Here is a 19,266-nt window from a genome sequence, read left to right as displayed (position 1 = left end):
CCTGTCGGGCGAGCACGGCCCACCGCTCGTGGTGTAGCGCGCTACACCACGGATCCGGGAGCGCGCCCCGTGTCGGCGGCGGAGATCCAAAACTAGCGTTTTCCGGGACAGCAAGCCGATGACCTGGAGCAACGATGACCGCCTCCGCGACCCTGCCCGACACCGCGTACGCGGTGACCCTGGAGCGGGTGACCAAGACCTACGGCCCGGTGACCGCCCTCGACAACGTCAGTTGGGCCTTTCCCCGCGGCTCCTTCACCGCGATCATGGGCGCCTCGGGCTCCGGGAAGAGCACCTTCCTGCACTGCGCCTCCGGCCTGGACCGGCCCACCAGCGGCACGGTGCACCTCGGCGCCACCGAGCTCGGCAGGCTGCGGGAGACTCAGCTGACCCGGCTGCGCCGGGACCGGATCGGCTTCGTCTTCCAGGGCTACAACCTCGTGCCCACGATGAACGTGCGGCGCAATGTGACCCTGCCGATGTTCCTCGGCGGGAAGAAGCCGGACGGGCGGTGGTTCGACGAGGTCGTGCACCGGGTCGGCATCGCCGAGCGGCTCGGGCACCGGCCCGACCAGCTCTCCGGCGGCCAGCAGCAGCGCGTCGCGGTGGCCCGGGCCCTGGTGACCCGCCCGGAGATCGTCTTCGCCGACGAGCCGACCGCCGCCCTCGACCCGAACACGGCCGCGCACGTGCTGCGGTTGCTGCGCGAGGCCGCGGACCGGACCGGACAGACCGTCGTCCTGGTCACCCACGACCCGGCAGCCGCCGCCTTTGCCGACAGCGTGGTCTTCCTGAGCGCCGGCCGGATCGTCGACGAGCTCGTCGCGCCGACCTCGGCCACCGTGCTGAAGCGCTGGGAGACGCTGTGAGGCGCGGGATCGCCCTCGGGGTGGCGGTGGCGCTGGCCTTCGCGGCGATGTCGATGGGCGCCTTCGGGGTGCTGCTGGAGTCGGCGCTGCGCGCGCACGCGCCGGTGGAGAGGTATGCCTCGGCCGCGGCGGTCGTCGCCGGTCCGCAGAGCGTGTCGGTGGTGCGGCAAGACGGGAAGGACCGCGAGACGCAGACCAGGCCGCTCGTCGAACGGGACCGCGTGCCGCTCGCGGACGCTGCGAGGCTTCGGACGGTGCCGGGCGTCGCGAACGTGGTCCCCGACGTGTCGGTTCCGGTCGTCGCGCTCCCCGCGACCGGCGGCGCGCCGGTCACCACCGTGGGCCACGGCTGGGACTCGGCGCAGCTCACCTCCACGGCGCCGACCGCAGGCCGCGCGCCCGTGGCCGCCGACGAGGTGACGCTGGATCAGGCCACCGCGCAGCGCCTCGGAGCGCAGCCCGGCTCGTCGGTCGAGCTGCAGGTGAACGCGGCGCCCCGGCAGTTCCGCGTCGTCGGCGTGACGCCTGGGCCCGGCGTGTACTTCTCGCAGGCGGAGGCCGAGTCGCTCTCCGGCCACCCCGGCAGCGCGGATGCGCTGGTGGTCCTGGCCGCGCCGGGGCAGAGCGTGTCGGCCTCGGCGCTCGGACGGGCCGTGCCCGGCCTGTCCGTGTCCACGGGCGCGGCCCGCGGCGACGTCGAGGACCCGGCCGTGGCCGAGGTCCGCACGAACACCATCGGCGAGGCCGCCACCCTCGGCGGCACCGCGCTGCTGGTCACGCTCCTCGTGGTGACCGGGCTGATGGAGCTGTCGGTGCGCAGCCGTACCCGCGAGCTGGCGGTGCTGCGCGCGGTGGGAGCGACGCCGCGTCAGGTACGCCGCGTCATCGTGCGCGAGATGCTGCGGATCTCGGTGCCCGCCGCCCTGTTGGGCGCGCTCGCCTCCCTCGGCGTGGGCGCGGCACTGCAGTCGTGGATGCACGCGCAGGGCGCCCTGCCGCCCGGCTTCGCCCTGCGTCTGGGCCCGTTCCCCGTGCTGGCGGCGGCCCTGGCGACGGTCCTGGCGTCGGTCGGCGCGGCATGGCTGTCCGCGCGGCGCATCTCGCGGATCCGGCCGGTGCAGGCCCTGGGCGAGAGCGCGGTCGAACCGAGGCGGATGCCGCTCTGGCGGGTGATCACCGGCCTGGTCTTCCTCGCGCTCGGCGCAGGGATGCTGGTGGTGACGTTCCTGACGGGCGGGCAGACCGCCGCCGCAGCGGTCGGCGGACTGGTCGTCTCCCTGATCTGGGCGGTGGCGCTGCTCGGACCGTGGATCGCCCGGGCCGGCACGCTGATCCTGGGTCTTCTGCTGCGGGCGTTCTCGCCGATCACCGGCGGTCTGGCCGCGGCCGGCGCGCGCAGCGCCGCGCTGCGGATGGCCGCGGTGATCACGCCGGTCGCGCTGGCTCTCTCCTTCGGCGGCACGCAACTGTTCGCCCAGACCACGACGGTGAACGCGACTGCGGCCCAGGCCCTGGCCGGCCTGCGCGCCGACCAGGTGCTGACCTCCTCCGGCCCGGGGATCCCGCAGGACGCCTACACCAAACTCCGCGCCACCCCCGGCGTCACCGCTGCTGCGGAGGTCAAGCGCACGACGGTGGTGATGAACGTCTGGGCCCTCGGCGACGAACTCCAGTCCCTCCAGGCCCAGGGCGTCCAGGGCGCGGTCGCGCAGACCCTCGACCCGAAGGTCACCGCCGGCTCGCTCGACGACCTGACCGGGCAGGGCACCGTCGCGCTCAGTTCGATGGTGGCGCACGGCGCCAAGCCCGGAGACATGCGGCAACTGTGGCTCGGCGACGGGACCTCGGTGACGCTGCGGGTCGTCGCCGTCTACGACAGGGGCCTGGGTTTTGGGGACGTACTCCTGCCGCTCCCCCTGGTGTCCGAACACGCGACCACACCGCTGGACGACTACCTCCTGGCAGACGGCCACGCCGACCTCAGCGGCCTCACGGGCTCGTACGCCGGACTGCACGCCGCGGACCGCGCGGCCTACGGAGCGAGCCTGGCCGAGACCGCCAAGCAGCAGGGCCTCATCGGCCTGATCGCGGTCGTCGCGATCGCCGGGTTCATCCTCATCGGCATGGGCACCACGCTCGCCGTGGCCACCGCGTCCCGGCGCCGGGAACTGCTGCTGCTCCGGCTGATCGGGGCCACCCGGCGTCAACTGCTGGGCGCGCTGCGCCTGGAGACCGGGATCATCCTCGGCACCGGCATCCTGGTCGGGACGGCGGTCGCGGGGCTGACCCTGTTCGCCTACGCCGCCTCCACGACCGGCCTGGCGATGCTCTCCTTCCCGCCGCTGTACTGTGCGGGCCTGCTGGCGGCCGTCCTCGTCCCGGGCGCGGCCGCGGTGCTGCTGCCCGGCCGAGCGATCCTGCGGCGCAGCGCGCCGCGGATCGAGTAGCCGGGGAGAAGGGGTCGAGGCGACGCGACGGGTGGTCACCGCAGGCTTTCCGGCTCCGGGGTGACCCACTCGTCCACCACTTCGAAGATCTCGAACGAGACGTCGGCGTCGAGGTCGCGGAAGAGGTGGGGCGCGGTCGGCCCTTCGGACGACGCTCGCACGGCTTCCAAGGCCAGCCTGTCCGCCCAGAGGGTCTGGATCCGCCAGCCACCGTCCTGACCGCGCAGCAGCTCGGTCTGGAGCAGGCCGTCGGGAGGCGGCAGGGCGATCAGGCGGTGATAGGCGGCAATCAGCTGACCTTCGTGCTCAGCCGCAACCCTCACGTCGACCTCGGCCAACACCCAGTTGATCATGATCAACCCCCATCGGGGACCCGGGCAACGAGCCCGCCTCACCCGTAACGCTAGGCCTGGCCCACAGCGCGTGCGAGGCGGCCGGGCCGACGGTCCACCCGCCGGGCCGGGCCGGGCTGCGCTGCGCTGCGGCGCAGCGTGACTGCGGGCAGGATGGAGGAACGGCCTGGTCGGCCGGTAGCCGTGCGCGGGCAGCATCGCACCCCGGAGAGGAGCGGATGAAGCACTCATCTGTCACGGGCCGCGGCGGACCGGACGCTGCGGAAGCCGCCGTCGAGGTGCTGGACAGCCTGTTCCGGCAGTCCCCGATCGGCTTGGCGATCTACGACGCCCGCCTTCGGCTCGTCCGACTCAACGCCGCGCTGGAGCGCATCCACGGCATCGCCGCCGCGCACACGCTCGGCCTGCGGATCGACGAGGTGTTCCCCACCCCGGAGGGGGAGCGCATGGTCCGCCGGCTCCGGACCGTCCTGGAGTCCGGGCTGCCCCTCCTGACCACCGAGCATCGGGGACGCACCCCCGCCGACCCCGAGCACGACCACGTCTGGGCCATCTCGTCCTTCCGGCTCACCACCGCCGGCGGGCAGGTGCTCGGCGTGGCGTCCGCCGTGATCGACGTGACCGACCGCCAGCACGCCCAGGAGCGGTTGGTCACGCTCAACGAGGCCGGCGAACGGATCGGCTCCACGCTCGACGTCACCCGGACCGCTGAGGAACTCGCCGAGGTCTCCGTCCCCCGGCTGGCCGACTTCGTCGCGGTGGACCTTCTGGACGGCGTCGCCGAAGGCGGGCAGTCGCCGCGCGGGCCCCTGGACAGCATGACGGTGCTGCGCCGGGCCGCGCTGAAGTCGATCGCCGAACACGCACCGGAGGCGACGTACCCGGCGGGCGCCCGGATGAGCTTCGATGCGAGTACGCCCTACGCCCGGTGCCTGGTCACCGAGCAACCCCTGCTCATCCCCGTGCTCAACCGGTCCGCCCAGTGGCTGGCCCAGGACCCCGCCCGCGGGGAGAAGATCCTGGCCGCCGGCATCCACTCGCTGATGACGGTCCCGGTCAAGGCCCGCGACACCACGCTGGGGCTCGCCCACTTCTACCGCTGGCAGACGCCGAATCCCTTCGACGAGGACGATCTGACCCTGGCCCGGGACCTGGTGGCCCGCGCGGCCGTGAGCATCGACAACGCACGCCGCTACACCAAGGAGCACCGGGCGGCCCTGACGCTGCAACAGAGCCTCCTGCTGGTCGGAAACGTGCCGGACCCGAGCCCGATCGAGACCGAGCACCGCTACCTCCCCGCCCGCGCTCATGCGGGTGTCGCGGGCGACTGGTTCGACGTCATCCCGCTCTCGGGGGCACGCGTCGGACTTGTGATCGGTGACGTCGCAGGCCGGGGCATCCACGCCGTGGCGCGCGCGGGCCGACTGCGCACCGCCGTCCGCACCTTGGCGGGCATGGACCTGGCACCCGACGAACTCATGGCCCAACTGGACGCTCTGGCACACCGCCAGAGCGAAGGACGCGCCGTGGACGACACACGGGCCATGGACGACCCACGGTCCGTGGACGGCATGGCGCAGGACGCCCCGCTGGGAATCGCCGGGACCTGCCTCTACGTCGTCTACGACCGCGTCACCGGACACTGCACCATGGCGAGCGCGGGTCATCCACCGCCGCTGGTCGTCCGTCCCGGTCAGCAGGCGGAAGTCGTCGACCTGCCCCCTGGTCCTCCGCTGGGGCTGGGGACGCTGCCCTACGAGGCGAGCGAGGCCCACGTCCCCGACGGCAGCATCCTGGCGCTGTGCACGGACGGCCTGGTCAACGACCGGACGTCCGACCCCGACGCCGATCCCGACGCAGGTCTGGCCAGACTGCTGCGGCGGCTCAGCTCACCGAGTCCTTCGCTGGACGCCCTGTGCCGGGCCGCCGTGGACGCGGCCATGCGGGAGCGGCAGCCGGACGACGACGCGGTCCTGCTGCTGGCCCGCGCCCTCACGCTGCCGAGCGACCGCGTCGCCACCTGGGACATCGCCTCGGACCCAGCCGCGGTGGCGGGAGCCCGCACCCTGGCCGCGCAACAACTGACGGCCTGGGGGCTGACCGAGCACGCTCCGCTGACCGAACTCGTCGTCAGCGAGCTGGTGACCAACGCCGTCCGCTACGGCCAGTCCCCCATCCGGCTTCGGCTGATTCGGGACCGGTCGCTGATCTGCGAGGTGTCCGACAGCGCCAGTACCGCGCCCCATCTCCGCTACGCCGCCGACACCGACGAGGGCGGTCGCGGGTTGTTCATGATCGCCCAGCTGGCCGACTCCTGGGGCACCCGCTACTCCCGCCGAGGCAAGACCATCTGGGCCGAGCAGTCGATCGACTCCTCGGCGTGACCCTCGTTCCTTCTCTCTCGACCGTCCGGTAGGAGGAGCCCAGCCACTGCGAGGTCTGGAACCGATCACGCCTCACTCAGGTCGTCTTCGACTGGCTCGACGAGGTCCTCGACCACCGGGCCCGCTGAACGGAGGCGTCAGAGGCCAGTGACCAGCGACTGTTCACACCAGATGATCTTGCCGTTCGCGGTCTGGCGGGTCCCCCAGCGCTGGGTGAGCTGGGCGACGAGCAGCAGGCCGCGGCCGCCCTCGTCGTACGCGCGGGCCCGGCGCAGGTGAGGCGCGGTGTTGCTGGCGTCGGAGACCTCACAGATCAAGGTGCCCGTGGGAGCCTCGCCCTGCGCCTCGGCGGGCTCGGGAAGGATCAACCGCAGCTGGATGGGCGCGCCGCCGTACCGGATCGCGTTGGTGACGAGTTCACTGATGACCAGCTCGGTGACGAAGGCGGCCTCCTCCACGCCCCAGGCCGACAGCCGCCGGACGGCGTCCGCCCTGACCCGGGCGACCTCCGCGAAGTCGGCGGGAACGTCCCAGGTCGCGACCCGCCCGGCGTCCAGGCGGCGGACTCGGGCAAGCAGCAGGGCGGCATCGTCGGCCGGGCGGTCCGGCAGCAGCGAGGCGACGACGCGGTCGCAGAGACGGTCGAGCGAGCCGTCGAGGGCCGCGCCCTCCAGCGCGGAGCGGTCCGGGGTGGGGCGGTCAACGGCGGGCCGGTCAGGAGCAGTCGGTTCCGGGCCGGTCAGGGCGCGCCGCAGCGTGTCGAGCCCGGCGTCCATCGGGCGTTGCCGGGACTCGACCAGTCCGTCGGTGTAGAGGGCGAGCAGGCTGCCCTCGGGCAGAACCGCCTCGACCGCCTCGAACGGAAGCCCGCCGAGCCCGAGCGGTGGTCCGGCGGACAGTTCCACGATGTCCGAGGTCCCGTCCGGATACGCCACGGCAGGTGCCGGGTGTCCCGCGCTCGCCAGGGAGCAGCCGCCGGAGACCGGGTCGTAGACGGCGTAGAGGCAGGTGGCGCCGATCTCCCCGACCGTGGGGACGTCCGTGTCCCCGTCCGCCCCGGCCTCCGCGTCGCCGGCCAGCCGGAGCACGAGGTCGTCGAGCTGGGTGAGTAGTTCGTCCGGCGCGAGGTCGGCGTCGGCCAGCGTCCGTACGGCGGAGCGCAGTTGACCCATGGTCACGGAGGCCTGGATGCCGTGCCCGACCACGTCGCCGATGACCAGCGCCACCCGTGCGCCGGACAGCGGAATCACGTCGAACCAGTCGCCGCCCACACCGAACCGGGGATCGGCGGGCAGGTACCGGAAGGCCGCCTCCACGGCCGACTGCTCCGGAAGCCGCCGGGGCAGGAGGCTGTGCTGGAGGGTCAGGGCGGCCGTGTGCTCGCGGGTGAACCGGCGGGCGTTGTCCAGGCAGACGGCGGCCCGGGCGACCAGTTCCTCGGCCACGGCCAGGTCGTCGGCCTGGAAGGGTTCGGGACGCCGGGAGCGGACGAAGTCGACCACGCCCAGGGTCGTGCCCCGGGCGATCACCGGTACCGCCATCCACGAGTGGAAGCCGTACTTGCGGGACATGGCGGCACGCGCCGGGTCCTGCGCCAGCCACACGCCGACGGCCGGGTCGCCCAGCTGGTGCAGCTCCGACACGCCGGTGGCCAGGCAGCGGGCCTGCGGGGACTGGTCGGTGCGGAAGTCGATCTCGCCCACCTGGACCACCGCCTCGGGCGCGCCCTCGAAGACGGACCGGTTGGCCACCCGTCGCAACGCGGCGGGGGTGACCGGTCCCGGGGCGGGCTCGTCGCCGCGCAGCAGGTCCTCCAGCAGGTTCACGCTGACGAAGTCGGCGAGCCTGGGCACCGCCACGTCCGCCAGTTCCTGCGCCGTGACGACGACGTCGAGGGTGGTGCCGATGCGGGTGCCCGCGTCGTACAGCAGTTTGAGCCGCCCTCTGGCCTCTTCGGCCCGATCGGCGACCATGAGCAACTCGGTGGTGTCACGCAGCGTCGCGACGAATCCGGCGGGTCCGCTGCGGACGGCGGTCGGCCGGAGGTTGACGGCGAGCAGGCGTCCCCCGGCCGGGTGGACCTCGTCGGTGACGGTGCGGCCGGACGACAGCAGCTCGGCGATCTCGGAGTCCAGCCCGAGCTCGTCCAGCGGCAGCCCCACCTGGTCCGGGCGCAGGCCGAGCAGCTGCTGTGCCTCGTCGTTGACCAGCACCAGCCGCCGCTCCGCGTCCAGGATCAGCACGCCCTCGCGGACCGAGTGCAGGACGGCGTCGTGGTGCTCGTACATCCGGGTCATCTCGACCGGCCCCAGGCCGTGCGTCTGGCGGCGCAGGCGCCTGCTCACCAGCGTCGCGCCGCCCGTGGCGAACACCAGCGCGCCCGCCGCGACGACCAGGATCAGCGGCAGCTGCTGGTTCACCGTGGCGGTGACGTCCGTGGTCTGCACGCCTGTGGAGACCAGTCCGACCACGTGGCCGTGCGCGTCCTGGACCGGGACCAGCGCGCGGACCGCGTTCTGCGGCGAACCCTTGAAGATCTCGGTGAAGGACTGACCGGCTGCCGCCCGGCCGATGTCGCCCTCGGCGCGCAGGCCGATCAGTGCCCGATCGGGGTCCGTGTACCGGGTGCCGTCCGTGGCAAGCACGTCGACGAAGTCCACCCCGGCCCCCTTCTGGGCCGCCAGGGTCAGCGGTTCGAGCACCGCCGTGGGATCGCGTGACTGAAGGGCCTGCACCACGCCGGGGGCGTGCGCGAAACCCTCGGCGACGGCGAGCGCCTTGTGGCGGGCGTCGTTCTGGGTGTCGCTGGTGGTCTTCAGGACCAGGGCGACCGTCGCGGCGGCGGCGAGGAGCAGCAGCACCGCGAACTGCCAGACAAAGGCCTGACCGGCGACGCTGCGCATGTTGAGGAACGACACCGGCCCGAACCTCCGCGCCCGTCCGCCCGTCCGAGGCGGCGCACCGCCCCCGGCTGCGGGCTCGGTCGCAACAGGCTCGGTCGGAACAGGGTCGGCGCGCTCCCGCCTGCTGCCTCGGCGACGCTCACCCGCAGCGCGGCGCGCCCAGGGCCAGGGCACGCGGCCCGCAGCCGAGAGCAGACGAGACCTGCGCATACGTCATTTCTACCCCTGACTCCCCCGTACCCACCCCTGCGGGGCAGCCCCGGGACGGCGCGGTTCCTCCGATGGGCGTGCCCGCTTGGCGTGCGCACCTGTGCAGGAGGCAGGCTGGTGCATGGCCGTGCTCGGCCCGGTCGCGCGCGGCTCTCGTCCGTGGCCGCAGCTCGCGTCTGTTGCCGCGACTGCCGGGCTCACGCAAGCGGCGGCACTCGTGCGTCGGGGAGAGGAAAGAACCGTGCACCATGGCTGGACACCCCCGGTGGCCGCAATCGACCTGGGCACGTCCCGGATCCGTGCCTGGCATCCGAAGCGCGGGGCGCTGCTGGACGAACCCTCCCTCGTCGCGCTCGACGAATTCCAGGGGCGGGCCTGCGCGGTGGGAACCACTGCGAAGAACATGATCGGACGTACCCCGGAGGGCGTCACCGTCCGGCGCGCCGTGGAAGCCGGCCGGGTGACCGACTTCGAGGCCGCCCGGATGCTGGTCCGGCACGCCCTCGACCACGCCCGATCCTCGCGATGGGCGCGCCGTCCGGTCGTGGTGACCTCCGCCCCGGTCGACTGCTCCACGATGCAGGTCCGGGCGCTGGAACAGGCGCTCGTGCAGGTGGGCGCGGCCCGCGCCGTGGTCGTCCCCTCCCCCGTCGCGGCGGCGCTGAGCGGTGTGCTGCCGTTCGCGGACGGGGCCGAGGGCATGCTGGTCGACGTCGGCGCGGGGACCTGCGAGCTCGCGGTCTTCGCGCGCGGCCGCATGGTCGACGCCGCGACACTGCCGCTCGGCGGGGACCTCCTGGACCAGGCCGTCACGGGCTGGGTCCGGCGGGAACACCAGGTGGCGCTCGGGCCGGTCGCGGCCGAGCAGGTGCGGATCGCCGCGGACTGCGCCGACGGAGCGTCGAGTGCGGAGCTGCTGACCCGGGGACGGCATGTGGGCGACGGAACGAACCAGGCCGTCCACGTGCACCCCGACGAGGTCCACGAGGTGTGCCGGCCGCTCCTGACCGACGTGGCCGACGCGGTCCGCACGGTGCTCAGCCGCTGCCCCGACGAGCTCCTCGCCCGGATCACCGAGGACGGCCTGGTGCTGACCGGCGGCCTGGCGAACGGACGATGGCTCCGCGACTGCCTCCAGACCGCACTGGGTGTACCCGTCCGGGTCGCCGATGCGCCGGACACCAGGACCGCGGCCGGGCTCGGCCTGCTGGCCCGCGACCCCGACCGGGCCCACGCCTTCGCGCCGAGCTCGTGGCAGCGCCCGGCCCCCGCCACGGAGCGCGCGCAGGGTTGAACTCTCTTGTGGCGGTGGCCACTTGGTGCTCGTCCTGACCGCTGCCCGGGCCGCCCGGTGGGCCTGGGTCGGCGGTCCCACCGGACCCGGGGGACGCGCCGCCCGCCGTTCCCCGTACGCTTGGCCCTTCCCATGCCCATCCGCGGCGTGGGTGTCGAGGCTGGGGAGAGAAGACCATGGCACAGGGACGAGGCGGCCTGCGGGGCGCCCGCATCGGGGCGGGGCCGCTGGGGGAACCGGAGCGCGGAGATCTCGCTCCCCGGGTCGTGGCGTCGTTCTGGTGCGGCAACGGCCACCACAGCCAGCCCAGTTTCGCGGTCGAGGCCGTGGTCCCGGATGTCTGGGACTGCCCCAAGTGCGGCCTTCCGGCCGGGCCGGACCGCGAGAACACGCCCGCCGTCGAGAGCAACGCGCCGTACATGACGCACATGGGCTACGTTCGCCAGCGCCGCAGCCAGGAGGAAGGTGAGGTCCTCCTCAACGAGGCACTCGCGAAGCTCCGCGGCACCATCTGACAACACCGAGCCAACCCGGGACGTCGCAGCCCACCACCACTGCGACCTCCCCGCCCGGGGCCGCCGCCACGGCGGCCACCGAGCCACGCGTGGTCGATGACGTCGTCGGCCAGGACGACGTCGCGGCCCGCCGCGGCGATGAGCGACGCGCCGAAGCTCCCATGCCGGCACGGAATCCGCTGCGGCAGTGGACGCGGTACTGCGTGTCCGAAGGTCGGTGATCGCGCCGGGCAGCTCGGGAGGGTGCAGGTGGCGGGCGCCCGGGCGGTGGCCGGAGCGCCACTCCCCGCCGCCGCGCACGGGTAGGACTTCCACCGGGCGGTCGGCGAGGGCTGCATCCAGAGCGGCCAAGTCAGCGCACGGGCCGACTGTCAACGGGCCGGGACCGGCCCGGTCAGCGCCGTGCCCCGCTACTTCCCGATCGGCACGCCGACCGTCGCGCCCCACTCGGTCCACGAGCCGTCGTAGTTCTTGACGTTCGGGTGGTCGAGGAGTTCGTGGACGACGAACCACCGACCCGGCCCGGCCGACCCGGCCCGGCGCACCCGGCCGTCGGGCGGACATCCCGTCCCTCCAGCAGACGCCCCCCTCATCTGCCCGCGTCGAACCCCGGGCCAGAGGTCGACGGATCAGGCGCTCGCGGCAGCGAGAACAGGCACCGGACGGCCTTCTGACGTTCAAGGCAACTCTCTTAACCGTTAACGGAAGCGCTGACTTCGCAATTCATTGACCCGGCACGGACAGAGCTGCTTCGCTACACCCCGGCCAGTGGTGCACCACTCGAACGCTCCACCCGTATCCCCCAAGCGCGCTTCTCAACCCGCCAGTTGGCGGCTCGTCGTCGGCAACCCCCGTCGCGCGGGCCGTTCCCCACACAGCGCCGTCTCCACCCGGAGACTGCGTGGCAGAGAGGATCAACCTTCATGGGTCACCCCCGCCAGCGCGGCACGAGCCACAAGATCCTGACCGGACTCGCCTCGCTGACCCTGATCACCAGCGCCGCCCTCGCCATGGCGCAGGCCCCGGCCGCGATGGCCGCCGCCGGATCGCACGCGTCGCCGCAGACGAACCCCTACAGCCCCCAGTACCAGCACGCCTACCGGCACGGGGCCATCCCCACCCGCGCCCAGAACGCCAAGATGCAGACGTGGGCGAAGTCCCACAACGCCGCCCTCGCCACCACCGGGCCGGAGACGCTCTCCTACGGCGGCGGCATCGACGGCATCGGCGTCAACAGCGGCCACGCCAAGGTCTACCTGGTCTTCTACGGTACCCAGTGGGGCACCAAGGGCACCGACTCGAACGGCAACGCGACGTTCACCAAGGACCCCGACCACGCCGCGTCCGCCGCGCAGCAGATGTTCAAGGGCATCGGCACCAACAGCGAGACCTGGTCCGCCGACCTGACCCAGTACTGCGACGGCCCGAACGTGGCGGTCGGCGCGACCAGTTGCCCGAGCAACGCCGCGTTCATCCCCTACCAGACCGGCGGCGTGCTGTCCGGCGTCTGGTACGACAACTCCAAGGCCGAGCCGACCAACGCCACCGGCCACCAGCTGGGTGTGGAGGCCGTCGCCGCAGCCGCCCACTTCGGCAACACCACCGCCGCGTCCAACCGGAACGCCTACTACGTCATCCTGTCGCCGCACGGCACCGACCCGGACGGCTACCAGAACCCGACGACCGGGTACTGCGCCTGGCACGACTACAACGGCGACTCCACCCTGACCGGCGGCCCGGTCTCCTCGTCCTACGGCGACATCGCGTTCTCCAACCAGCCGTACAACATGGACCTGGGCGCGAGCTGCGGCGTCGGCTTCGTCAACTCCCCCGGAACGCTTGACGGGTACACCATGACCCTCGGCCACGAGTGGCACGAGATGATGTCCGACATGAACCCGGCGGGCGGCTGGACCAACAACACCGGCAGCTCGTACCAGGGCCAGGAGGACTCCGACGAGTGCGCCTGGCTCAGCCCCGGCACCGCCGGTGGCGCCGCCAACATCTCCTTCGGCAGCTTCGGCACCTACGCGGAGCAGTCCAGCTGGTCCAACGACACCAACAGCTGCGCCATCTCCCACGCGATCCTGCACTGACGCCTGATCGCTAACGACGGGCCGAGCCGAGCACTGATCGCGCACTAGTCCGCATCTGAAGCACGACGGGGGTGGCCCAGCGACCACCCCCGTCCCAACTCCCCCGGCCGACCATGACCGACATCACGCCTGACCATCCCACCCCGGCCCAACTCATCCACGCCGCAGTCGAACAGGGTTGCCCACCCGCGACCGTCGACCTCATCGCGGCTCTCGCCACCGCCGGGATCCCCCACCGCATCGAGCCCGAGCCCGACGGATCCGGCCGACTCGCACTCTCGTTACCGCACGAGCACGCCGCCACCACGGGCATCGACGCCGTACGGTGGAGGTCCTCCTCCGACTCGCCGGGCTGGTGCAGCGCGTCGCTCGACAGCCGCGAGTGTCACCTGGTCACCGGCCGCGTCCGACTGCCGACCACCTCACTGATGTACCTTCAGCCACCACCTGACGCCATGTAAGAGAACGGCCGCCGAGTACCGCGAACGCCGCCGAACGGCCTACACCAGGTCGTGGCGCCCGCCGACCGCTGCTGGACTGGCCACAAGAGCCTCACTCACTCACCGTCAGGAGCCCTTGATGCCGACCGGAACCCCGATTGCGCTCGTCTTCATCTCCGCAGCCCTGCTCTTCCTGCCGACAGTCCTCGGTGTCACGGGCGGCACACTCTTCGGGCGCTGAAGCAGGCGGGACCCGCTGCCTCACCGTGGTCGACATCTGGGGATGAACCGACGAGGTGACGGTGTTGAGTGTCCTGTCAGTGCGGTCCGGCAATCGTTCTGACGCCGCCGGACCGCCACTGAAAGGCCCGCTCTCATGCCCCAGCTGCGCCTCGGTGTCTCGCTCCAGCCACGCTGGCCGGTCGAGGACGGCACGGCCGTGCTCCGCGCCGCCCTACATGCCGAGCACCTGGGGTTCGACCACGTGGCGGTCGGCAACCGCCTCCTGGACAGCGGGTTCGGCCTCGACAGCGACCCGCTCGTCCTGCTCTCGGCCGTCGCCGGTGTGACGACCCGCCTGCGGCTGCTGACGTCCGTGCTCGTCGCGCCGTACTATCCGGCGCTGGTGCTGGCCAACCAGGCCGCCACGCTGGACGTCGTTTCCGGCGGCCGCCTGATCCTGGGCGTCGGCACCGGCTGGAACCCCGACGAGTTCGAAGCCGTCGGCGTGCCGTCCCGCGAACGAGGCCCACGCACGGACGACCATCTCGCCGCCGCCAAGGCCCTGTGGACGGACCGTCCCGCGGACTTCGAGGGGCCGTTCACGCAGTTCCGCGCAGCCCATCTGGGAGTCACACCGGTGACGCGCGGTGGCCCGCCGGTATGGGTCGGCGGCCACAGCGACGCCGCGCTGCGCCGTGCCCTGCGGTTCGGCGACGGCTGGTACGGCACCGGCGCCGACGCGGCGGAGGTTCGCGACGTGAAGCGCCGTCTCCGCGCACTCGCCCAAACGGAGCAGAACGCCGAACGCCTGACACTCGCTTCGGCCGCGTTCCTCACGCCACCGGGGATCCCTGCGGTCGTCCCGCCTCCAGGCCAGCCACTCGGCGGCGCTGCGCCTAGTGCGGCGACAGTCGCCGAGGCTTTGCGGCAACTCGCGGAGGCGGGGCTCGACGTCTGCACGCTGTGGCTTCCCGTCGCGGCTGCAGATGTCGAGCGGGCCATGGAGTGGATCGCGTCCGAGGTCATGCCGCAGCTCAGCTGACGCAGCGTCCGCTCGTACTCGTGTGAACCAGGCCGCGCGCTCGAAGGCCGGTCGGCAGGCTGGGCCTGCGAGTCCGGCTCCCTGGTAATCTCCCGTCACCCGCGGAACCGTAGGCGTTCGCGCGGAAAGGGAGGCCTTGGCGTGGGGTACAGGTACAGCTTCGATCTGACGATCCCGGAGTTGCAGGAAATGCTGGCTCCGGCCGCGAAGGGACTGTTCCAGGGACTCATGCGGAAGCTGGTGGACAAGGGCGCGGTCGGCATCTTCGAGTACCTCGCCGGGCCCACGACCGTCGAGCTCTCGGCACAGGGCCTGCGCGTCACCAACACGCAGGGAACGCAGGAGATCCCGTGGTCGGGAATCCGCGTGGTCAATGAGCGGCATCTCGCCTGGGTCATCCAGCGTGATCCCAACGGGCTCGTCGTCGTCCCCGTGTCAGCGGTACCTCAGGGCGAGCGCGCTGACCTCGCGGAGCAGCTCAGGAGCTGGGCGCCGAAGTACCGTGTGCGCGAGGGGCTTGAGGGCGCTTCGGCGTGACGCGCCCGGTGGCGGCCCAGGTGCTGCTGCCACATGAGCGAGCCGTGATGGTTTCGCCGAGCCTCTCGGCAGGTCCCGACTCAACCCCAGTCAGTCGATGCCTTCGATGATGCGGAAGTCGCGCTCGACACCGTCGGAGAGAGCGGCCAACGCTTCCTGGTAGGCATCACTCTCGTATGTCGCAAGGGCGCGTTCGAAACTGTCGAACTCAATCACGATAGTGCGCTCGGCGATTCCGGCCTCGCGTGCGACCACCTGCCCGTCACGCGAGAGGAGCCGCCCGCCCCCGGCCTGGACAGCCGGACCGGCCAACTGATTGTAGGCAGCCAGCTTCTGAGGGTCCAAAATGGTGCGATAGGCGCTGACCCAGTAGCCCTTGGCTACCGAACCTCCAGTGTTCGGAAGAGTACATCCGGCTGCGACGTCGAAATCATATCGGTCGCGCTCAATGACCGGCTATGGCGTCGGTTTGCACTCGCCGAAGCACGCTACCCACCTGCAGACGGGGCTCAGACCGGCCCCGCTCATCCCTCCGCCCGTACCCACCCAATTCGTCCAGCGGGAGTGTGGCACCGCAGACGCCGATGCCAGTCCTGCTCGGTACTGTCGGCGGCACCCGGTAGTCGATGTCGAACAGCGGAGAGGCCGAGTCGTGTCGCAGGCAAGGTGGCAAGAGCTGGACACCCAGGTGTCGGCTCGTCTGATGGCAGCCTCGGACGGCGAGCTGGTGGTGTTCGCGGCTGGTGTTGCCGAACGACTCATACGGATGCATGAATCACTGCCCAACGAGGATCAGCGGGACTTCACCCTGAGTCTTCGACCCCTGTTGAACGCCGTCTGGGAGGCGGCCTTCGGCGACTCGACGGCCTTCGTGGAGATCAAGCAGGCGCTCGGCTCGTTCTATCTGAGCGACTACTGTCACAACGACGGCCAGGATGGACCTGATGACGCAGACGACTCCGCAGCCGCAGCGGTCCTCTACGCTGCGGAGACCTACATGCACGGATGCGCGAACTTCGCGATATGGGTGAGTGGCAGAGCTGTTGAGGCAGTCGATCAACTACTCAACCAGGACGACACTCACGCCGACGACCCGGACGGCGTGCTGGCCGGCGAATTGTCCAGGCAGCTCAGGGATTTGGATCGCATCGGGGCGTTCGCTGGGGATCTCAAGGGCGCGACACTCGGCACGAGCGTCGACACCTCCGCTCGCCTTCGAGCCGCTCTGTACGAGTCGCTGTCTCAGATGGATGCCTAGATGATCGATTCCAAGAGCTGCCGGACCGCAGTCTCAGATCTTGCTCAAGCGCACCACCTGGCCTGTTCGGTCGCGGCAGGGTGACCCTGCAGGATCAGAGAGAGGAGGTCACCATGGCCGGATCATGGGCGTTGATGTGGGTGGTGCTCGGGATCGGCGCGCTCTCGATGAGCGCCTCTCGCTCCCGGTCCCGTCGTCGGCGCTGAGCGAATTCACCGAATGAGTGCGGCTGTAAGGTGCGATGGTGTTCAAGCTGGTCGAATCCGCCCAGGACCGATGGCGCGCGATCACCGGTGCCCACCTGGTCGCCTTGGTCCGCGCCGGTGCCAGGTTCGAGAACGGTGCCCTGGTAGAAGGGGAGCAGGTCGCCGTCTGATCCAGCGCAGCCTTGGCTGAGCGCCTCCAGGAGCACGACAAGCTCGCAATCATGGGGCAGGCTACGGGAATGAGATCTCGAACGGGTGGCATGTGGTGGGGAACGACGATCGAGGCGCCGGACCCCAGTGGTCTGGCCACGTTCTACGCCGAGCTTCTGGGGTGGCACGTCGGACACGAGGAACCTGGGACTGCCATCGTCGCCGCCTCACCTAATGGACCGTTTTTCGTGTTCCAGCAGGCGGATGGCTATCGGGCGCCGGTCTGGCCACCGGTCGACGAAGAACAGCGCCCGATGATGCACTTCGACTTCCAGGTCGGCGACCTGGACTCGGCCGTCGCCGAGGCGGTCGCCCTGGGAGCTGTCGTGGCGGAGTTCCAGCCGCAGGACAACGTGCGGGTGATGCTCGACCCCGCCGGGCACCCGTTCTGTCTGTGCTTCGACTCGGAATGACCGGCTCGTCCGAAGCCCGGACTGCGGTTGTCCACCAGTCCTGTCGCCATGAACTTCCGGAACGGTTCCTGAACCGCTCACATTCGGGCAGATCGCCGAGTTGGACTCGCCCCGAAGGAACCGACCCGGCTGGTTCGTACACGAGCACCGACATGTCGTCTGAACTGCACGGACGACTCAGCAGGAGCCGTGTCCGAAAGTGAGCTCCGACCGCGCTGGTGGCCTTGCGCAGCTCGCGGGGCGGCCGCGACCCTGGGTGAACCGGCTGACCAGCAGCAATCCCTCACCTCCGCCGCTTTCCAGCAAAGCCTTTGGGGCGTCACCGGCCATGCCTGCGCCCGTCCCCACCACAGCTCAGCGCTGCCCTGCAAGTAGCCGGCACCCCTCCCTCACCGCCTGCAGGAAGGTCTCCATCGTGCCGTCTTCCTCGACCGCCCCGCTGCTGACGTACCGCGCGTCCACCAATCCCGCGCCGCTGCAGGCGGAGGCCGACGTCCCCACCCCGGCCACGATCAACCTGGCCGTGCTGCCCGGGAGCCAGGCCGTTCACTGCACCCGCATCGAGATCGCCGTCCCGGCGGACGACACCCGCGACCGTGCCTACTTCGCCAAGGCGCCGGTGCCTGTCAGCAGCAGCACTGACTGGACCTTCTCGGTCCGGAAGGACACCGGGCAGAAGTTGAACCTCCCCGGGGCACCCACGGGGTCGTACTACCTGATCACCTTCCAGCTGCAGAACCCGCAGCGAGACCTGATCAACTACCCGCTGAACTTCGGTCTGAGCGGTGATCTCCTCTCCTCCGGCGGCCCGCTCACCTACCGGATCCTGGAGCGTTCGAAGGCTTCCGCCAGCTCCGGCTACACGCGGAAGTACAGCAGGCGGACCATGACGGTCGTCGAACCGGCCTTCTACCTGCACAGCTTCCTGGCGCGCGGCAGTCAGACCGCGACAAGCACGCCGCTGACGAGCTTCAGCGCCGGCAGCCCGATCCACCTCACCTGGGAGAGCAACGGCACCCATTTCCAGCTGTACGACGGCACATCCACCAGCCCCGTCCACCAGGGTTCCGCCGCCTCCTTCAGCCTGCCGAACGGGATTGTCCGCGACACCACGTTCATCGTCGCGGCCACGGTGCTCTCCGGGACTCCGGCGACCCAGGCAGCCGCCAACGGCTTCACCGCGGTCTACCAGTACGCCACCCTCACCCTTACCGTGCCCGACCCCAGGCTGGACTCACTGACCGTCAGCCAGGGCATCACCGCCCAGTCCTCGCTGATCGTGAACGGCCTGCTGACCGCCAACGACAACGTCATCGTCAGCGAGGCCGGGCGCACGAAGTTCTCCTCGGTCAGCGTCACCGGCCTCCGCGTCGTGGGAGAGCTCAGCGCCGAGTCACGGCTCAGCGTCGACGGGGACCTGGTGGCGCACGGCGTGCTTCACGCCGACAAGGACATCACTGTGGGCGACGGCGGCACCACAAAGTTCACCACCATCGGAGTCAACGGCCTCCGCGTCACCGGTGAGCTCCACGCCAACAAAGACATCAACGTCGGCGACGGCGGCACCACAAAGTTCACCACGATCGGAGTCAACGGCCTCCGCGTCACCGGTGAGCTCGCCGCCAAGTCCGGGCTCAGTGTCGACGGAGACCTCGTGGCGCACGGCGTGCTCCGCGCCAACAAGGACATCAACGTCGGCGACGGCGGGACCACCAAATTCACCACCATCGGCGCGAACGGCCTCCGCGTGGTCAAGGAGCTCACGGCCGAGGGCATCGTCTACGCCAAGAAGGGCGTCAAGTAGTCGCCGCGCGCGACGCGCCCACCGCGCCAGGCTGGTCTGACCGAGTGTCACAGACCCCTCCGC

The 19,266-nt window shown here is 71.1% G+C and carries 14 protein-coding genes and 3 pseudogenes; 13 read left to right on the top strand and 4 right to left on the bottom strand.

Annotated features, from left to right (window positions below; translation table 11 throughout):
* Positions 1-134 precede the first annotated feature (134 nt).
* Together I2501_RS32535 and I2501_RS32530 are read left to right on the top strand one after the other, a co-directional pair.
* Positions 135-869, top strand: a complete 735-nt coding sequence (locus I2501_RS32535; protein WP_196197911.1) for an ABC transporter ATP-binding protein — start codon at positions 135-137, stop codon at positions 867-869.
* Entirely contained in the window at positions 866-3,316 is a 2,451-nt protein-coding gene (locus tag I2501_RS32530; protein ID WP_196197910.1) for an ABC transporter permease, read from the top strand. Before I2501_RS32535 ends, I2501_RS32530 begins: the two co-directional genes overlap by 4 nt.
* Positions 3,317-3,351: 35 nt before the next feature.
* On the opposite strand, the gene I2501_RS32525 is transcribed toward I2501_RS32530, so the two are convergent.
* Entirely contained in the window at positions 3,352-3,669 is a 318-nt protein-coding gene (locus I2501_RS32525; RefSeq protein WP_196197909.1) for a hypothetical protein, read from the bottom strand.
* Between the two features lie 218 nt (positions 3,670-3,887).
* On the opposite strand from I2501_RS32525, the gene I2501_RS32520 reads away from it, so the two are divergent.
* Positions 3,888-6,053 (top strand): ATP-binding SpoIIE family protein phosphatase, encoded by a 2,166-nt coding sequence (locus I2501_RS32520; protein WP_196197908.1) that lies wholly within the window; start codon positions 3,888-3,890, stop codon positions 6,051-6,053.
* 137 nt (positions 6,054-6,190) lie between these two features.
* Here the strand turns inward: I2501_RS32520 and I2501_RS32515 are convergent, their stop codons facing one another.
* Positions 6,191-8,956, bottom strand: coding sequence for a SpoIIE family protein phosphatase (locus I2501_RS32515; protein ID WP_236047745.1), 2,766 nt, complete (start codon positions 8,954-8,956; stop codon positions 6,191-6,193).
* 475 nt (positions 8,957-9,431) lie between these two features.
* Here I2501_RS32515 and I2501_RS32510 point away from each other — a divergent pair, with 475 nt between their 5' ends.
* Positions 9,432-10,460 carry a rod shape-determining protein gene (locus I2501_RS32510; RefSeq protein WP_196197906.1) on the top strand — a complete coding sequence of 343 codons (1,029 nt, stop codon included), beginning with the start codon at positions 9,432-9,434 and terminating at the stop codon, positions 10,458-10,460.
* Between the two features lie 176 nt (positions 10,461-10,636).
* Positions 10,637-10,975 carry an RNA polymerase-binding protein RbpA gene (locus I2501_RS32505; protein ID WP_196197905.1) on the top strand — a complete coding sequence of 113 codons (339 nt, stop codon included), beginning with the start codon at positions 10,637-10,639 and terminating at the stop codon, positions 10,973-10,975.
* 410 nt (positions 10,976-11,385) lie between these two features.
* On the opposite strand, the pseudogene I2501_RS32500 reads toward I2501_RS32505, so the two are convergent.
* Positions 11,386-11,490: pseudogene (locus tag I2501_RS32500) on the bottom strand (sulfurtransferase); the annotation flags it as partial.
* 408 nt (positions 11,491-11,898) lie between these two features.
* Here I2501_RS32500 and I2501_RS32495 point away from each other — a divergent pair.
* From I2501_RS32495 to I2501_RS32475, 4 genes are all read left to right on the top strand, one after another.
* Complete coding sequence (locus tag I2501_RS32495; protein WP_215910198.1) at positions 11,899-13,071, top strand: hypothetical protein; 1,173 nt, start codon at positions 11,899-11,901, stop codon at positions 13,069-13,071.
* A 113-nt stretch (positions 13,072-13,184) separates the two neighbouring features.
* A complete protein-coding gene (locus tag I2501_RS32490; protein WP_196197904.1) occupies positions 13,185-13,532 on the top strand; it encodes a hypothetical protein in 348 nt (115 codons plus the stop codon).
* A gap of 355 nt (positions 13,533-13,887) precedes the next feature.
* Positions 13,888-14,775 (top strand): TIGR03619 family F420-dependent LLM class oxidoreductase, encoded by an 888-nt coding sequence (locus tag I2501_RS32480; RefSeq protein ID WP_236047713.1) that lies wholly within the window; start codon positions 13,888-13,890, stop codon positions 14,773-14,775.
* A gap of 141 nt (positions 14,776-14,916) precedes the next feature.
* Entirely contained in the window at positions 14,917-15,312 is a 396-nt protein-coding gene (locus I2501_RS32475; protein ID WP_196197903.1) for a YcxB family protein, read from the top strand.
* Positions 15,313-15,402: 90 nt separating this feature from the next.
* On the opposite strand, the pseudogene I2501_RS32470 reads toward I2501_RS32475, so the two are convergent.
* Positions 15,403-15,690, bottom strand: a pseudogene (locus I2501_RS32470) (DUF1330 domain-containing protein); the annotation flags it as partial.
* 325 nt (positions 15,691-16,015) lie between these two features.
* Here I2501_RS32470 and I2501_RS32465 point away from each other — a divergent pair.
* The 4 genes and pseudogenes from I2501_RS32465 (at position 16,016) to I2501_RS32450 (ending at position 19,203) form a co-directional block, all read left to right on the top strand.
* Positions 16,016-16,570, top strand: coding sequence for a hypothetical protein (locus I2501_RS32465; RefSeq protein ID WP_196197902.1), 555 nt, complete (start codon positions 16,016-16,018; stop codon positions 16,568-16,570).
* Between the two features lie 238 nt (positions 16,571-16,808).
* Positions 16,809-16,946: pseudogene (locus tag I2501_RS39885) on the top strand (IS256 family transposase); the annotation flags it as partial.
* 90 nt (positions 16,947-17,036) lie between these two features.
* Positions 17,037-17,399 (top strand): VOC family protein, encoded by a 363-nt coding sequence (locus I2501_RS32455; RefSeq protein WP_196197901.1) that lies wholly within the window; start codon positions 17,037-17,039, stop codon positions 17,397-17,399.
* 415 nt (positions 17,400-17,814) lie between these two features.
* Positions 17,815-19,203 carry a bactofilin family protein gene (locus tag I2501_RS32450; protein WP_196197900.1) on the top strand — a complete coding sequence of 463 codons (1,389 nt, stop codon included), beginning with the start codon at positions 17,815-17,817 and terminating at the stop codon, positions 19,201-19,203.
* The last annotated feature ends 63 nt before the right edge of the window (positions 19,204-19,266 follow it).

Origin of the sequence: Streptacidiphilus fuscans (assembly GCF_015690355.1) — a bacterium.
Lineage (GTDB): Bacteria > Actinomycetota > Actinomycetes > Streptomycetales > Streptomycetaceae > Streptacidiphilus > Streptacidiphilus fuscans.
This window is presented reverse-complemented; position numbering and strand designations above follow the sequence as displayed.